At 33.8% G+C, this 16,651-nt stretch carries 12 protein-coding genes and 2 tRNA genes; 4 read left to right on the top strand and 10 right to left on the bottom strand.

Features of this window, described 5'->3' with window-relative positions; translation table 11 throughout:
• Positions 1-71: 71 nt before the first annotated feature.
• The 5 genes from ACWA1F_RS11460 to map all read right to left on the bottom strand — a co-directional run bounded on the left by ACWA1F_RS11460 (position 72) and on the right by map (position 6,531).
• Entirely contained in the window at positions 72-1,325 is a 1,254-nt protein-coding gene (locus tag ACWA1F_RS11460) for a type IX secretion system plug protein (protein WP_456893857.1), read from the bottom strand.
• Between the two features lie 75 nt (positions 1,326-1,400).
• Complete coding sequence (locus ACWA1F_RS11465; RefSeq protein WP_456893858.1) at positions 1,401-4,304, bottom strand: DEAD/DEAH box helicase; 2,904 nt, start codon at positions 4,302-4,304, stop codon at positions 1,401-1,403.
• Positions 4,305-4,422: 118 nt separating this feature from the next.
• On the bottom strand, positions 4,423-5,196 hold the full coding sequence (locus ACWA1F_RS11470) for a class I SAM-dependent methyltransferase (protein ID WP_306161432.1): 774 nt from the start codon (positions 5,194-5,196) through the stop codon (positions 4,423-4,425).
• Between the two features lie 45 nt (positions 5,197-5,241).
• A complete protein-coding gene (locus ACWA1F_RS11475) occupies positions 5,242-5,637 on the bottom strand; it encodes a GxxExxY protein (RefSeq protein ID WP_456893859.1) in 396 nt (131 codons plus the stop codon).
• Between the two features lie 75 nt (positions 5,638-5,712).
• Positions 5,713-6,531 (bottom strand): type I methionyl aminopeptidase, encoded by an 819-nt coding sequence (map, locus tag ACWA1F_RS11480; protein WP_456893860.1) that lies wholly within the window; start codon positions 6,529-6,531, stop codon positions 5,713-5,715.
• Positions 6,532-6,768: 237 nt separating this feature from the next.
• On the opposite strand from map, the gene ACWA1F_RS11485 reads away from it, so the two are divergent.
• Complete coding sequence (locus tag ACWA1F_RS11485) at positions 6,769-8,019, top strand: DUF445 domain-containing protein (protein WP_456893861.1); 1,251 nt, start codon at positions 6,769-6,771, stop codon at positions 8,017-8,019.
• A gap of 271 nt (positions 8,020-8,290) precedes the next feature.
• Here the strand turns inward: ACWA1F_RS11485 and gpmI are convergent, their stop codons facing one another.
• On the bottom strand, positions 8,291-9,808 hold the full coding sequence (gene gpmI, locus ACWA1F_RS11490; RefSeq protein ID WP_456893862.1) for a 2,3-bisphosphoglycerate-independent phosphoglycerate mutase: 1,518 nt from the start codon (positions 9,806-9,808) through the stop codon (positions 8,291-8,293).
• 140 nt (positions 9,809-9,948) lie between these two features.
• Entirely contained in the window at positions 9,949-12,384 is a 2,436-nt protein-coding gene (locus ACWA1F_RS11495; protein WP_456893863.1) for a DUF5916 domain-containing protein, read from the bottom strand.
• Positions 12,385-12,685: 301 nt separating this feature from the next.
• Here ACWA1F_RS11495 and ACWA1F_RS11500 point away from each other — a divergent pair, with 301 nt between their 5' ends.
• Positions 12,686-13,411: a murein L,D-transpeptidase catalytic domain family protein gene (locus ACWA1F_RS11500; protein ID WP_456893864.1), complete on the top strand. Its 726-nt coding sequence runs from the start codon at positions 12,686-12,688 to the stop codon at positions 13,409-13,411.
• On the opposite strand, the gene ACWA1F_RS11505 is transcribed toward ACWA1F_RS11500, so the two are convergent.
• A complete protein-coding gene (locus ACWA1F_RS11505; protein WP_456893865.1) occupies positions 13,400-14,983 on the bottom strand; it encodes a L,D-transpeptidase family protein in 1,584 nt (527 codons plus the stop codon). The two genes, ACWA1F_RS11500 and ACWA1F_RS11505, sit on opposite strands and share 12 nt — an antisense overlap.
• A gap of 1 nt (position 14,984) precedes the next feature.
• Positions 14,985-15,422, bottom strand: a complete 438-nt coding sequence (locus tag ACWA1F_RS11510; RefSeq protein ID WP_456893866.1) for a GNAT family N-acetyltransferase — start codon at positions 15,420-15,422, stop codon at positions 14,985-14,987.
• Between the two features lie 135 nt (positions 15,423-15,557).
• Here ACWA1F_RS11510 and ACWA1F_RS11515 point away from each other — a divergent pair.
• Positions 15,558-15,630: transfer RNA gene (locus ACWA1F_RS11515), tRNA-Gly, on the top strand.
• 98 nt (positions 15,631-15,728) lie between these two features.
• Positions 15,729-15,801, top strand: a tRNA-Gly gene (locus ACWA1F_RS11520).
• Positions 15,802-15,932: 131 nt separating this feature from the next.
• On the opposite strand, the gene pepE is transcribed toward ACWA1F_RS11520, so the two are convergent.
• A complete protein-coding gene (pepE, locus tag ACWA1F_RS11525) occupies positions 15,933-16,640 on the bottom strand; it encodes a dipeptidase PepE (RefSeq protein WP_456893867.1) in 708 nt (235 codons plus the stop codon).
• Positions 16,641-16,651 lie beyond the last annotated feature (11 nt).

Below are 16,651 nucleotides of genomic sequence, written 5' to 3' on the forward strand. Positions count from 1 at the left end.
CGTATATATGTGAGTGTTATAGTGGCAAAGCTACAAAAAAAAATCGTTTAAACTAAAACCTTAACATTGTTTTAATTGACTATATTGATAGAGTTTGCATTTCCTTTTCCAATTACACGCTGATAACGGTCGGTTGCTTCTTTATAATAAACCAAGATGGTGTACTCGTTTTCAGTTTGATAAAAGTTTCCATCAATAGCATTTTCAAAATCAATAACTCCTTTTTTGTCTGCAACCGTGTATTGGAAATTGGTAAAACCTTGCTTGATCATAATCGCTTTTTCAAAAACGCCTTTGTCATTGTTATAGTCCATTTTATATTCTGGCGAAAGACTGTAATTATTAAACATTCCAGTAATATAAATGTCTTTATTGATTCTAAAAGCAGGAGCAGAAAGACTAAAATAAACCCAAGCATAATCAGCTTCGATATCATTATTAGAACCGTTAATATTCTTCACAACAAAGTTTCCGTTTACATCTTCATACAACGTATAAATCTGGTTTCCTCTTGCGGCATTCGTGTATAAAAACGCATTGTAGATATCATTGTTAGATCCTATTTTGGCAACATTATTACTCGCAGCCCGAATGTCTTTGTTTTCAAAATACAAAAACTCGTTTCCACCCCAAAATTGGGTTTCTTTGTCATATTTATAAATCAGCTGATTGCCGATTGTATATTGAGGAACAATGTTTTTTATCTCGGTATGAAAGTTTCCATTTTGAAGCAAAAGTACTTTTACATTCTGTAACGGAGTTTGAAAAGCAATATCGTTAGATAAAATTGTAAAATCAAGATTCTGTTTGTAATCGATGTTGCTAAGGTTTCGGCTTCGTTTTACCTGTGCTCCAACGGTACAATGATTTTCAAACAAAATAAATTTTCTCGAAAAAACAACTTCTCTGTCTTCGTTCAGAATTTTAAGCATGTAATTTCCTGAAAGGCGTAATTGCTGCGTAAACTGATTAGGAAAAGAAAGTCGGTAATGCGTATAAACTTGCAAGGTATTAAACGAATTAGAAAAATCAGTAATTCTCTGATTGTCCATACCTAATACATAATCTGTTTTTGGAATCTCTGTCGGAATCCAGTTGTAATCGCAATGAACAATTTCGAAATAATAATTGGCTTCGTTACCAAACAAATCATCAAATTGAAATGTAAATGAAGAACCCAATTCGAAAATTGGAGTGACATTGCTGCCATTCTGAATAAAAGATACGGTCTTAATATTATATGGAGGATCGATTTCTTTTTCTTGAGCTTTCGCTAAAGTGAAAATAAAAAGGAAAATAAAGCTTGTATATAAAAATTTTGGCATCGTATTTCGTTGTAAGATTTGTAAATATAACAATTTTATACAACGAAAAAGATGCCAATCTATTGGGTTTAACAATTAAGAACCCAAAATATACTCGAGGTTTCCTTCTATTTCATCATTAATATAACTTTCTTCCAAAAGAGAGTCAGATAATAATTTTTTGTTTTCCTGCAGTTTGATGATTTTTTCCTCAACAGTATTTTTAGAAATAAATCGGATTACGTTTACTTTGTTCATTTGCCCAATTCTATGCGCACGCCCGACTCCTTGTTTTTCTGCAAAAGGATTCCACCAAGGATCTAAGAATAAAACGTAAGAGGCTTTTGTAATATTCAAACCAACTCCACCGGCTTTTAACGAAATAAAGAATAACAGTGGATTTTCTTTTTCTTGAAATACTTTTACCTGCTGTTCTCTTTTGTCTGAAGGCGTTTCGCCGGTGATTTCACAAAAAGCTATTTTGTTGTCCTTACACCAATCGGTGTAGAAATTCAAATTGGTCACAAACGAGCTGAAAATGATTACTTTCTGTTTTGCTTTAACTAAATTTTCAAGATAATTCGTTACCGCAATAAATTTTCCAGAATCAATTTCAGATTCCTGATCCACCATTTTTGGGTGATTACTCAACTGGCGCAGCTTCATCAAAGTGTTGATAATGCTGATTTTATCTGGAGATCCATCGGTTTTAAGCAAGAAATTACGAGCTTTAGATTTTTCTTTCTCATACAATTTTTCCTGTTCAGGATCCATATCGCAGTAATAAATCTGCTCTGTCAGTTCTGGCAAATCTTTTAGAACCTGTTCTTTGGTTCGTCGTAAAATATAAGGCTGGATGAGGTTTTTTAATTCAGTTAAAACTTCTTCGTTCTGCTTTTTCTCAATCGGATTTTTGAAATTTTCCATAAAGAAAGCATAACTTCCTAAAATCTCTGGATTAATAAACTGCATTTGTGACCATAAATCGTCAAGCGAATTTTCAATAGGCGTTCCGCTCAAGGCAATTTTATGTCCCGTACTAATTTTATTGATGGCTTTAAAAATCTTAGAATTTTTGTTTTTGATGTATTGACTTTCGTCCAAAATCAAATAACGGAAATCGTATTTTTCTAAAATAGAAATATCGCGGTGAATGATGCTGTAGCTTGTAAAAATTAAATCGGTTGAATTGATTCTGCTTGCTAAAGATTTTCTGTCGTTGCCAACATACTGCATTTTCGAAAAGTGTGGCGTAAACTTTCCAGCTTCATTAAACCAGTTAAAAACCAGAGAAGAAGGCAAAACGATCAAAGCTTTTAGCGGTTCTCTTTCAATAGTGGTTTCGTTCGAAAACAAATCGAAATTGGTTGTTTTGGTTGTAAAGCCTAACTGTTCTTGAACAGAAACGAGAACCGATAAAGTCTGCAATGTTTTTCCAAGTCCCATATCGTCGGCAAGACACGCGCCCATGTTAGAATTAAAATGCCCTAAAAGCCATTTTACACCATCAATTTGATAAGGTCTTAAAGTTGCTTTTATCAAATCTGAAGCAGTAAATTCAGCTTGATGAATTTGATCTAAATCATTGTCAATTTCCGAAATTCCGCCTAAAGCAGTAAAGTTGCTTTTTCGCAAAAGCAAAAACCCATTTTCTGTTTTGGCCAGTTTTGCTAATGAACCATATTTGCTGAACCATTCTAACGGAATCAAAAAGTAGTTTCCATCAGGCAAAGGGAAAAGTCTTTCTTTACTTTTTATGTTTGGAATAATTTCGCTGAAATTGATTTTATAATTTCCAACAGTAATGATGATTTTAATGTCAAACCAATCTCCAGTTGTTTCTTTAGAAGCAGAAATCGTATGATTTCCAGTAATGATTTCTTTGCTTTCCAGTTTTAAATTTTCAATTGTAAAACCTAACTCTTTCAGTTTTTCTCTATGGTCAATAATGAATTGAATATTGATATAAGGATCTGAATTTTCGACATCAGAATTCAATCCGAATAATTCGTTTTTGATCTTTATTAAACCAATTTCGTTCAATTTATCGATATATGAATTTTCATTGGTACTGCGTTTAAACTGAATAATTCGAGGTTCATTGGCAACGCTGAAATCGACAAAAGAATGTATTTTTTTTGTTTTGCTTCCGTCAAAAACATAGCCATTATAATCAAAATAAAGATTGAGATAATAACAGTTTTTAAAGAAATCAAATATTGGCTGAATCGTGCAGGAATGGATTTGATCACGAAGTTCGATTTCAAAACCATTAGCTTCAATGTCAATTTTTTTAGCAATTTCGGGAATGAAATTTTTAAAATAATCATCAACCAATTTCGAAGGAATTTCGATTGATTTTTTCTTTAAAAACGGTGTTAGTTTTTTGCCGTTTAACTCTTTTAATTGCCCTAGTTTTTTATTGACAATCAGCCAGCCTGGCTCATCAGAAAGAATATCAACTTTATTGTCCTTTGGCAGAAATGTCTTTTCATTTTCTTTTAATGAAAGGGTATAGGTGATGCCTTCTGAATGTTTATCAAATTGAATTTGCGGTTCAAAATCCAGTGGATCGATGCTGACTCTCGAACGATAAAAATCCTTTTCTGGACCTAAATCAATAGATAAAGGATATTGCTCTTTTACAATCAGATCGTAAAACGGACTTAAATTGATTTTTAAATGCTGGCGAATAGCAAAATCAATTTTGGAATCTTTCTGTAAATCGGCAATTGTTTTAGCTGATTTTACTTTTGCGCTGAATTTTTTAAATACAAATTCAGGTTTTAAAGATTCGCAGATTGTAAGAATCTTTTTTGAATTGGGATCTAAAGTTTCATAATCGATACCAAAACTTTCCACTACGCCTTTTGTTGCTTTTTTATCCAGATATTTGATTTCGCTGGTATTTTCAACAATATACGCTGTTGGGATATAGGCATTCAGATTTTTTTCAAAACTGATGTCAAAACAGAACTGAAATGGTTTTGTAGGTTCCAAGATTTAGGGATTTGGTTAGGCTTATAGTTTGGAATTGGGCAAAAAAAGAAAGAGTTTTCAAAATATCAATAATTTGAAAACTCTTTTTAATGAACTTATATCACTTATCTGTGAAAAATTAGTTTTCCTGTTTAAAGCAAAGCGGAATAATTTCGCCTTTTGCCAAACAGTATTTTTCTACCAATTCGGGTGCAATTTTGTTTGTATAATCTTCTTCGATAACAATAAAACCAATGCTTCTTAATTTATCGAAATAATCGCGTCCGTAAATACGAACGTGATCGTACTGGCCAAATATTCTGGCGCGTTCTTTTTGATCTGTAATAGAATCGTCTGCGAAAGTCACGTCACGGTTCAAATCCTGCGGTATTTGCAGAACAGCCATTCCGCCTGGTTTTAAAACACGATACAATTCCTGCATCGCTTTTGTGTCATCTGGAATGTGCTCTAAAACGTGATTACATAAAATCACATCGTATTCGTTGTCTTTGAAAGGTAAATTACAGATGTCTGCTTTTACATCGGCCAAAGGCGAAAGTAGATCGGTTGTAGTGTAGTCAAGGTTTTTCTGCTTGCGGAATCTTTTATAAAAAGCTTGTTCCGGAGCAAAATGCAATACTTTTTTAGGCGCTGTAAAAAAATCAGTCTGATCGTTTAAATACAGCCAAAGCAAACGGTGTCTTTCTAACGAGAGTGTACTTGGCGAAAGCACATTGTTACGCTGTTTTCCGTATCCGTAAGGCAGAAACGATTTAAAACTTTTGCCATCAATAGGATCTGTAAATTTATCTCCTCTTAAAGAGAATGCTAAAATAGGACGAGCCACATAACTCAAACGAATTAATAATGGTCTTGGGATTGTATTTAAAACTAATTTAAAAAGTTTTTTCATGTGGGGTTGTTTCGCAGAGTTGCACAAAGTGAGCACAGAGTTTCGCTAAGTGTTTATAAATCTTTTTATGTTGTTTTTTAAAATTTTTGAATGAAAATTAATAAGCAAACCCAAAGGGTATTCACCAAGTTTTAAATAAGTTAATATCTGTGCAAAATGTACATCTGTAAAAGCTTCTACAGTTTTTAGTTCAATTACAATTTTGTTTTCAATTAACAGATCAATTCTATAACCATGATCCAGTTTAATATCCTTATAAATTATAGGCAAAATTTTTTGCCTTTCTACAGCTAATCCAGCATTTACAATTTCGTAATATAAACATTCTTGGTACGCAGATTCTAATAAACCAGGTCCTAGTTGTTTGTGAACTTCAATTGCTAAACCTATAATTTTATATGAGATAGTATTTAGTTCGTCTTGCGATACTTCATTTTCCAAATACATTTTTCAAAAGGCGTATAAAATAATTTTTGTGTATCTCAGCGTATATCTTTGTGAATCTTTGTGGAATTCTTACAGTACTAAAGGCACTTTTCTGAATTCATCTTCTTCGTTGCTTTCGATTCCTAAAGCTTTGTAGATGTATTGGAAAGTAGATAGTAATTCTGGTTTTCCATCAATCAAAGCAACATCGTGTTCAAAATGCGCACTTGGTTTTCCGTCAGCAGTCAAGATTGTCCAGCCGTCTTTAAGTTGTTTGATGTTTCTAGTTCCCATGTTGATCATAGGTTCGATTGCCACAACCATTCCTTCTACAAAAAGTTTTCCGCGCCCGCGTTTTCCGTAGTTTGGCATTTCTGGCTCTTCGTGCATTTTTTGTCCAACACCATGTCCAACCAATTCACGAACTACTCCGTAACCGTGAGCTTCAGTATATTTTTGAATCGCATTTCCAACATCTTCAACGCGATTTCCTGCTTTAAATTCTCTAATTCCAACGTAAAGAGATTCTTTAGTAACTCTCAAAAGTTTTTTTACTTCTGGAGCAACTTCTCCAATTTCGAAACTGTAAGCGTGATCTCCATGATAACCATTTTTGAAAGCACCACAGTCAACCGAAATTACGTCACCACTTTTAAGAGGCATATTGTTAGGAATACCGTGAACAACTTGAGCATTTGGACTCATGCAAAGCGAATTCGGGAAATCGTACAAGCCAAGGAAACTTGGAACCGCACCGTGATCGCGAATAAATTCTTCGGCCAATTTGTCAAGATATAATGTTGTTACTCCTTCTTTAATTTCAGAAGCAATCATTCCTAATGTTTTTGATACGATTAAAGCACTTTCGCGCATTAATTCGATTTCCTCTCTAGTTTTTTGGATGATCATATTTTTTCCATTTTTCAGTTCGCAAAAGTACAATTTTTATCTCACTTTTTGAGTAATTTTTTTTCGCCACGAATTCACGAATTATCTCAAATCAAAAACATTAAAAATCGAATTTCACCAACCTCATTATTAAGAAATTTAAAGATGAAGTTGTAATATAATTCGTGAATTCGTGGCTAATAAAATCTTATATTCTCAGCAAAAAGCCTTAAATTAGTAGTAGAAACGCTTATAATTATGGAAACTATTACAGATCGAGATATAGAAAAGGTAAAGGCTCTTAAAAGAATGAAGAATAACGCTTTGGGGCTTTTGGGTATTGCTGTATTGCTATTTTTAATTGCCATTTATTTTAAAATCCCAATACTACAGGCTTTTAGTGAAGCAGCAATGGTGGGCGGAATTGCAGATTGGTTTGCTGTTGTGGCATTGTTTCGTCACCCCATGGGAATTCCGATTTGGCATACGGCTATTATTCCGACAAAGAAAAATGAGATCGGAGAAAATCTAGGAAATTTTGTTTCAGAGGAATTTCTAGACCGAGAAAAAATGGAGATGAAGCTGGATGAATTTAATTTTGCGGTTAAAGCTTCAGAGTGGATTTCAGACGAAGAAAATGCCAATAAAATTGCTGATGTTGTCGCTGTAAATATTATTCCTGGAATTTTACGAACTATTAAAGATGAAGATGTCAAAAGATTTATTCAGGTTCAGTTTAGGGAAAAAATAGAAGGAATTAATTTTGGAGATTGGGTGGCTGTGGCATTAGAACCGCTTCAAAAAGGAGATTTAAAAAATCAGATGCTGACGAATCTTCTCGAAGTTATGAGCGGCGAATTGACGAATAATAAAGACTTAATCAGACAGAAAGTAAAAGCTTCGACTCCGCTTCTAAGTTTTGGATTGGCAGATAAAAGCATTACAGAGGGGGTTTTTAATGGTTTGCAGGATTTCTTAAATGAAGCTAAAAAACCAGAAAGCGCCGTACGTTTAAAAATTGACGAATACATTTTCAACTTCTTAGAAAAGGTGAAAAACTCAGAAGAAATGAGAATTAAAATCAGTGATATGATTTTAGGCTTCATCGGAAAAAAAGAAGTGCAGGATTATATCAACGGAATTTGGGATGAAATAAAATTATCCATAACAAACGATTTGGAAAAAGGTGATGATTCTTCTATTAAAAATAGTATTGCTGGTTTGATTCAGACTTTTGGAAACGGAATTAAAGAAGATCAGATCATGATTGATAAAATCAACAATTTCATTAAAAATGATTTGGTTTCCGTTCTTTTAAATAACAAAAAAGTAATTGGAGATTTAATTTCATCAACCGTAAAAAGCTGGGACGGAAAAGAGGTTTCAGAAAAATTAGAATTAGAAATTGGAAAAGATCTTCAATACATTAGAATAAATGGGACATTAGTCGGCGGTTTTATTGGACTTGTTATTTATGGTGTGGAGCAACTGTATCATTTTATTTTTTAAACCATATAAGTTATATAAGTAAATGTAAAAAGCTTTGTCTATAATGAAGGTCATTTAAGTAGAATATTTATTAAATGAACTTATAAAATAGAAAATATGCCGCTCCGCTGGAGCTTTTTCTAGGGAGGAATATTGTTTTTCTATAAATATATACTCCTCCGGAGTATGGTGGAGATATATAAAAATAAAAGAGGCGAATTCTTTAGAATTCGCCTCTTTTCGTCAGTTCTTTTTAAATGAACTTATATCACTTATATGGTTTCAAAATTTTTTACAACAACGAATGACAAGTCATTGCGTTTGGCTGTTGAACGCCCATCAGTTCTAAAATAGTAGGAGCAATATCACCTAAAACACCATCTTGAATGCTTTTTAGCTCTTTGTCAACTAAAATAATCGGCACTGGGTTTGTTGTGTGAGCCGTATTAGGACTTCCGTCAGGGTTAATCATCGTTTCGCAGTTTCCGTGATCAGCAATTACAATTGTTGTGTAATCGTTAGCAAGAGCCGCTTCGATAACTTGTTTGGCGCAAGCGTCGACAGCTTCACAGGCCTTAATTGCAGCTTCCATAATTCCGGTATGGCCAACCATATCTCCGTTTGCAAAGTTTAAACAAACAAAATCAACTTCACCTTTGTTCAATTCAGGAACAAGAGCATCTGTCAATTCATAAGCGCTCATTTCTGGTTTTAAATCGTAAGTCGCTACTTTTGGAGAATTTCTCAAGATTCTTGTTTCTCCTTCAAAAGGAACTTCTCTTCCTCCAGAAAAGAAGAAAGTAACGTGCGGATATTTCTCCGTTTCAGCAATTCTGATCTGTTTTTTGCCCGCTTTTTCTAAAACTTCACCTAGAGTTTCTGTAATATTATCTTTATTGTAAACCACTTTTACGTTTTGGTACGTTTCGTCGTAGTTAGTCAACGTTACATAATATAGGTTTAGTTTGTGCATGTTTTGCTCGTGGAAATCTTGCTGAGAAAGCGCCTCAGTAAGTTCACGTCCTCTATCTGTTCTAAAGTTGAAGAAGATAACAACATCACCTTCTACAATTGTAGCAAGCGGTTTTGCATTTTCGTCAACAATAACAACTGGTTCGATAAATTCGTCAGTTACGTCTTTTGCATAGCTGTCTAAAACACTTGCAACAGCATTTGTTGATGGAGTTCCGACTCCGTTAACCACAAGATCGTAAGCTAATTTTACACGCTCCCAACGTTTGTCACGGTCCATTGCGTAGTAACGCCCGATGATAGAAGCAATTTTTACTGGAGTATCTTTAATATAATCTTCTAAATCGTGAATATATTTTCCTCCAGATTTAGGGTCAACATCACGTCCATCTGTAAAAGCGTGAACATAAACCTGATCTAAACCGTATTCTTGAGAGGCATCGATTAATCCGCGAAGGTGTGAAGTATGTGAGTGAACACCACCATCTGAAACTAATCCTAAAAAGTGTACTTTTTTATTGTTGTTTTTAGCATAAGTAAAAGCGTCAACTAAAACCTGCTCTTTTGCTAAAGTTTTGTGTTCTACAGCTAAATTTATTTTGGCTAAATCTTGATATACAATTCTTCCTGCACCAAGATTCATGTGTCCAACTTCGCTATTTCCCATTTGGCCTTCTGGCAAACCAACATTTAATCCGTCAGTTCTAAGTTGTGCGCTTGGGTAATTTTGGTATAGACTGTTTATAAAAGGAACATTTGCATTGTCTATTGCAGATACTTTAGGGTCAGGAGATTTTCCCCAACCATCTAAAATCATAAGGATAACTTTTTTGTTCATTACTTTTTGTTTTCTACAAAGATAAGTCATTTCTAAAATTAGCAAGAAAGCTTTGTTGCATTTTATATTTAATAAAAAGAAGGCAGACAAAAAATATTAATTTAATTACAGAAGCCTTTATTTTTTAAAATTAATTCACGCTAAGCTCTCTTTCTGACTTTATTTTTGACTGCATTATAGTCAATAAAATATTTCACACTGATAGAAAAGATGTGGTTTAATGCGTCATTGTTTAGTAATTCTGTAACATTGTGCTTGAAATCTTTATGGATAATGCGTTCAAAATTAGAAGCATTATTTCGGTATAAAGCAGAAAGTTGGCTTCCGGGAGCAAACCACCAAGAATAGGATAAATCGGCATTCCAAGAATAAAAACTTGAATTTTTGTTCTCCGTATATTGCGGATATGGATCCAAAGTCCCATCGGAATCAAGTTTAAGAATGTCTTTGTTTTCTGCCGAAGACCAATATTGTCGTATTGCCAAATTTAAAGTCATAGCACTGTTGATTGCATACTTTCCGCTTATAGTGTTCGCATACGTAATAACATCGCGATTAGCAAATACAATAGTTTCAGCTGTGTTTTCATTGTCGTCGTCATCTAAACTATCTATAAAACCTTTGTTATTGTTTCTTTTGAGAAAGCTAAAAGTATAAGTCAGCAGTAATTTATCGCTAAATCGGTATCGAGGCCCAATGTCTACGCCGTATGCCGCGCGGCCACGCTCATCTGCAATTGATACTGACGGATTCAAGTCTAAAGCAAACTTATGATTATAATTGGTAGAAATGCTTCCCCAAAAATCTATTTTTCGCGGTATAATTACATAACGGTTTGCCGCTCTTGGTTCATAATAATCGTGAGATTCTAATGGAGAAGCAGTAAAACCAGCGCCATAATAATTATTTCTGATGGTACTAAGATTTACTTCAGCTGCGATTTTATTGTCCTGGACTTTTCCTGATTCGTTATTAAACTCAGCATACATTTCATAGTCAATTCTAAAGCTATTGAAACGCTTAGTCGGATTTAAGATGCGGTAATTTGCGTTCCCGTAAATATTATAGTAGTTCGTATAAAAATTAATTCCCAAATCATTTGGATCAAAATCTTTAGACACAAAATCGGTTCCTACGCTGTATCTATATTTCCCACTTGTTTCTGCCAAACTTACTGTCGAAAAAACGCCATTTTTGTCTTTAGTATCATTTATTGAACTGTATTTTACATTTCCAAACAAACTATATGTATTGGCTTTCGTGTTTAAATCCCAAGCCAGACCCGTTACGTTTGCATCTCTAAAATGCCCGTTGCGAGTAACGTTGGTATTAATAAAAGTAACCGACGAATTTTTTCTGAAACGCTGATCTAAAACCAACACATTATAATTTGTCAAAGGTTCAACAACGGTGCGCCTAGTTTCTCCAGATATTGTATCTTTTATGGTAGCAAAAGTTTTTTCTGTAACGGCATTTAAAATGCCAATTCCAAGTCCGTCTTTTGTTCTTCCTGATAATTTTAAAGCATTAACCAGATTTACGGCAGCGGGTAGTTCTGTAATTTCTTCATTTTCATTTAAAGAAGGATCGACTGATGGCGCGCCACCAATTCTTCGCGAATAAAATATATTTCCTTTACTAAACAAATCCGTTCCTTCTGTAAAAAAAGCTCTATTTTCATTAAACTGCTGTTCAAAAGGACCAAGATTTAAAATCTGATCGTCATATTTGGTCTGTCCAAAGTCTGGTACTAAAATGGCATCAATCGTAAAAGCATCTGTTATTCCGTATTTAATATCCATTCCGCCTTTAACGGTTCCGTATGTTTTTTGTCCGTCTGAGGCATTTAAATAATACGAGGCATAAGGCATGAAAAACAATCGAGTAGGAGGTTTTATGTTTTCAATTCCTTCTAGAGTTCCTGCCTGTTGCGTAAAAGTTCCAATCTTTCTGTCAACAAAATTCCAAGTATATTTAAAGCGCTCACGTTTAATTTCTCTAAAGAAATTGATTCCCCAAGTCTGTCTGTTTTCTGCAGAAAAACGCAGTGCAGAGTATGGAATTTTCATCTCAACAATCCATCCATTTTCTGCCAAAGACGCTTTGCTAATCCAAACGGCATCCCAAGAATAATCTTCGCCATTTGCGTCGGTCATAATACAATCGCCCTGCACATCGGCAGCAGAAACATAAAACATAAAATCCTGCTGTCCGTCATTAAAACCATTTATAAAAACACCAAAAAGATCTGCGGTTCCAAAATTATCACGTTGCGAAATTTCTTTTAAAATTTTAGAAGGCTCATTGTCGTACATCATGGCGCCAATATAAATCGCATCATTATTATATACGACCTTAACTTCGGTACGTTTTTCATGCGGAATAGCTTTTCCATTGTCTGGTTCCAGCATAATAAAGTCTGTAGCAATTGGTACATTTTCCCACGCAGTTTCATCGAGTTTTCCATCAATAGTAATAGCAAGTGGAGTTACTTGCGCCTGAATAGATTTTTTCTGATTCTGGCCGTAACTGCTCAAAACGGATAAAAGAAAACCGAAAAAAATGATTTTTTTCATTGAATTTTTGTGGGAATTGATAAGCAAAAGTACTTTAATATAGGGATAATAGACTTCATTTTGTTTCACTTGTTACAGTTTAAGTTTCAAAATTTTCATTTTGTTCGCATTTTTTTAAGAAAATAGAGCAAAATGTTAGCATTTTTAGCATAAGATAAAATCTTACAGAAATAGCGTTTTTATGTTAATAATGTTAAAGTTTAAGCAAAAAATGCCTGAAAATCAGGCTCGTATTTTGCAAGGAGTGATTTTTTTATACTTTTGCCATACCCAAATTTTTTGTTTAACCTAAAGAAACTCAATGATTTACAAAATTTATCCGTTATTTGTGTTTTTGCTATTATCTTTTGGAAAAGATTCAAAGAACACAGCCGATCTTAAAAAAAATGCTACTGTAAAGACGATTGCCAAAGTCGAAAAAGTTACAGTTGATTCTAAAATCGAGAGCGTTTATAACTCGTTAAATTCCAACAATTTTAAAATGCCTGAACTTAAAACTTTTTCGGAAGCTTTAAAGGGATTTTATTTGCTGAAAGAAAGAGGAGTGATCAAGAAAAATATTCTAACACTAATTGATTTTAGTTTGTCATCAAACACTAAACGTTTGTGGGTGATTGATTTAACTAGCAATACAATTTTGTTTAATTCGCTTGTTGCTCACGGAAGAAATACTGGAGAAGAATTTGCTTCAGCATTTTCAAATCTTAATTCATCATTTAAAAGCAGTTTAGGATTTTATGCAACTGGCGAAATTTACCAAGGAAAACACGGCGCTTCTTTGCGTTTAGATGGTTTAGAAAATGGCGTAAATGACAATGCTCGCGAAAGAGGCGTTGTAATGCACGGTGCAGATTACGTATCTGAGTCTTTCATCAGAAATCATAAAAGATTAGGCAGAAGCCAAGGCTGTCCTGCAGTTCCAGTTGAAATGACGAATGATATTATTCAATTAATAAAAGACAAATCGTGTTTATATATCTATCATCCATCAAGAAGCTTTGAGATGGAAGAGAGGCTAATTTCTTAATTGCGCATATAAATCCGAATCTAAATCATAAATATCAGCTCTGAATAGGAGCTGATTTTTTTTGCTCCAAGCTGTCCAATACCATTGGTACAGAGCATACTTTTTGGTAATCTTAAAGCTCATTGTTATTTTACGTGCAATAATAGTGTCAATTCTGTCTTGAGGCCAATTCCCGTCAACATCTAATATATGCTGGGCCAATTCTAACGGATTTTCAACACGCACGCATCCAGAACTCATGGAGCGGTTATTTCGTCCAAAAACATTACGATGATTTGTATCGTGGAGGTATACGCTGTGGTGATTTGGAAATAAGATTTTCATTAATCCTAATGAATTATCAGAACCAGGACTTTGTACGTAACGATAGTTGTTCGGTTTGTTTTCATTCCATGCCACTGGAGACACAACATTTCCAGAAGTGTCGTAAATCGTAATATTTTTCTTTGCCAGATAATTTCGATTTCTTTTCATAGCAGGAACCACATCTTCTTTTAAAATAGTAGGAGGAACAGTCCAAGTCGGATTAAAAACAACCGTTTTTAAATACGAAGTAATAATAGGTGTTCTTCTTTTGCTGGTTCCTACAACAACATTCCTAACTAAAGTAGTGTCTTGGTTTTCGACAACATTTAAACTGTAATCAGGAATATTAATAATAAAGTAATTTTCTGCCAATTCTGACGGATACCATCTCCAACGCTCCAAATTGGCGATTATCTGTTTTTTTCTGCTTTCTTTAGAATAATTTAAAGCACGAATAGTTCCAACTCCGATAACTCCATCTGCAGCTAAGCCGTGTCTCTCTTGAAATTTCTTAACCGATTCAAAAGTCTTTTTATCGTAAATTTTAGTAAGACTGTCTTTTCCAGTCATATCGTTCCAGTACAAAAGCCTTTTTTTGATGTTAATTAAAGCAGGATTGGTGTCGTTCAAAACAATTTTATCGACAGATTCAATCGTGCTTATATTCTCATCTGGAAATGTATTGATGATTTCAAGTGCTTTTAGAAGCTCTTTGTAGGTTTGTGTTTTAGGCTGAATGTTTTCAACTATGCTATCTAGTTTGTTGTTGTTGAAACCTTTAACAAGAACAGAATTTACATCAAATGTTTTTTCGTTGAGGTCCCAATTCGTGTATAGTTTTTTAGGATCCAGTTTTCCCTTATAAAGATGATTAAGGTATTTTTCAAAATTATAAGTCAATAAAATATCATACGTAGCCAAGTCACGATCGTTTAACGAACCGATTTTGCTTTCAAATTTTTTTAGTTGCGATATTTTGTAATCTTCTGGTTCTAAGCCTAATTCGTCTGATTTTTCTAATTGCGATAAAACAAAAGTCCTTTTTTTGAGATTTCCCCAAACCGTTTGATTTTCAGATGCAATGTAAAATTGTTTTAAGGTTTCGCTTTTAAAAGTGCCTATTATTGCGGTGTCTATTTCAACTTTTCTCTCATCAGTAAGTATAATGGCTGGTACCTTTTTTTTGACAATAGGTGTAGGTTTTGGTTCTTCTTTTTTACAGCCAATAAAAATGCATATTACTATTAGAGAGTAAAGTTTTTTCATATTATAATTTTTTAAACATCAAATAATGTTCGCCAACATCTTTAATATCAAATGATTCACCTAGGGGTTGGTAATTCAGTTTTTGATAAAAGCCAACGGCAGCTGTTCGGGCATTAAACCAAATCAAATCAACTTTGTTTTTATTGCAGTAGGTTTCACAATGTTTAACTAAAGCTTCGCCAAATCCTTTCTTTTGATGGGTTTCTAAAACGGCCATGCCTCGAATTTGGGCTTGATTTTGTGCCGCAAATATAGTGTTGATTTTATTAAATAAGGAAATAATTCCTATTAAATTTTTATCATCAAATAATCCAAAATGATGTGTAGACTCTAAATCGTCGCCTTCAAACACACAGCTTTCTATAGGTTTTCCTTTTCTTAAAACAGGTTGGCGAACAGCATAAGTCTCTTGTGACGAAATTTCTTTGATTGTAATCATGATTTTTTTTAAAAATATTGCATTTATAACTTTTTAATTTTAAATAAGTTATAAATAATTGTTGTTTTTTATTAAATTTTTTTGCCCAAAAGCTTGTTTTTAACTGAACTTTCTTTCTATCTTTGCCGAACCAATGCGAAAGTAGCTCAGTTGGTAGAGCTCCAGCCTTCCAAGCTGGTTGTCGCGAGTTCGAGCCTCGTCTTTCGCTCTAGAAAACAAACTTTTTAGTTTTGTTTTTGTGAAAATAAAATTTTTAATTTTTATTTGTTTTTAAAATTAAACTTTTTAAATTTGCACCCGGTTAATGCGAAAGTAGCTCAGTTGGTAGAGCTCCAGCCTTCCAAGCTGGTTGTCGCGAGTTCGAGCCTCGTCTTTCGCTCTTCAAAAGCCTCAAACATTGTTTGAGGCTTTTTTGTTTTTTTTTGTTTTTTTTAAACCATATAAGTAATATAAGAAATTTAAGTTTAGCTTTTAAAATTGAACTTATATTACTTATATGGTTCAAAAAAGTTATTTCAGGTGGCTCAAGTCGCTTTCTGTTTCTAATTCTGTCGGATCTTGATTTTGTCTGAACAAGCGAGCTTTCAAGTCTCCTTTCAAGGTGATTTTTTCTCCTTTTACTTCTAACCAACTTCCTTCTCTTAAACCTAAAACTGGAATTGCGTTGAATGCGTGAAATTCTTTAATTCTTGTTTCGCGAGTTTCTCCCATGTGTTTGGATTGTAAATCGGCATCTAAATAATGCGGATTCAGGTTGAATGGAATTAATCCTAAAGTTTGAAAACTCGGAGGATAGACAATAGGCATATCGTTTGTAGTTTGCATTGATAGACCGCAAATATTGCTTCCTGCACTTGATCCTAAATAAGGCGTTCCATTTTTTACAGTTTCAGAAAGTAACTGCATAACGTTGTTTTTGTAAAGCTGTGTAACTAGCAAAAAAGTATTTCCTCCGCCAGTAAAAATTCCTTCCGCATTTTTTACCGCGTCCTGCGGATTTTCAAATTCGTGAATTCCTTTGACAGCAATGTTGATTGTAGCAAATGCTTCAGTGGCTTTTTTCGTGTACTCCTCGTGCGAAATTCCACCAGGGCGCGCATAAGGAATAAATAATATCGTTTGGCAGTTTTTGAAATGGGTTTTTAAAGTAGGTAAAATATATTCTAAGTAGTTGCCTCCGTGCAAAGTAGAAGTACTTGCAATAATAATGCTTTTCATGATTTTTAAAC

It is taken from the genome of Flavobacterium erigeronis, assembly GCF_054075165.1.

Excerpts from the sequence above, each read along its gene's own strand:
- ACWA1F_RS11510 (WP_456893866.1), bottom strand. The coding sequence starts at position 15,422 with ATGATTACAATCAAAGAAATTTCGTCACAAGAGACTTATGCTGTTCGC.
- ACWA1F_RS11495 (WP_456893863.1), bottom strand. The coding sequence starts at position 12,384 with ATGAAAAAAATCATTTTTTTCGGTTTTCTTTTATCCGTTTTGAGCAGT.
- map (WP_456893860.1), bottom strand. The coding sequence starts at position 6,531 with ATGATCATCCAAAAAACTAGAGAGGAAATCGAATTAATGCGCGAAAGT.
- ACWA1F_RS11460 (WP_456893857.1), bottom strand. The coding sequence starts at position 1,325 with ATGCCAAAATTTTTATATACAAGCTTTATTTTCCTTTTTATTTTCACT.
- ACWA1F_RS11485 (WP_456893861.1), top strand. The coding sequence starts at position 6,769 with ATGGAAACTATTACAGATCGAGATATAGAAAAGGTAAAGGCTCTTAAA.
- ACWA1F_RS11500 (WP_456893864.1), top strand. The coding sequence starts at position 12,686 with ATGATTTACAAAATTTATCCGTTATTTGTGTTTTTGCTATTATCTTTT.
- ACWA1F_RS11470 (WP_306161432.1), bottom strand. The coding sequence starts at position 5,196 with ATGAAAAAACTTTTTAAATTAGTTTTAAATACAATCCCAAGACCATTA.
- pepE (WP_456893867.1), bottom strand. The coding sequence starts at position 16,640 with ATGAAAAGCATTATTATTGCAAGTACTTCTACTTTGCACGGAGGCAAC.
- ACWA1F_RS11505 (WP_456893865.1), bottom strand. The coding sequence starts at position 14,983 with ATGAAAAAACTTTACTCTCTAATAGTAATATGCATTTTTATTGGCTGT.
- gpmI (WP_456893862.1), bottom strand. The coding sequence starts at position 9,808 with ATGAACAAAAAAGTTATCCTTATGATTTTAGATGGTTGGGGAAAATCT.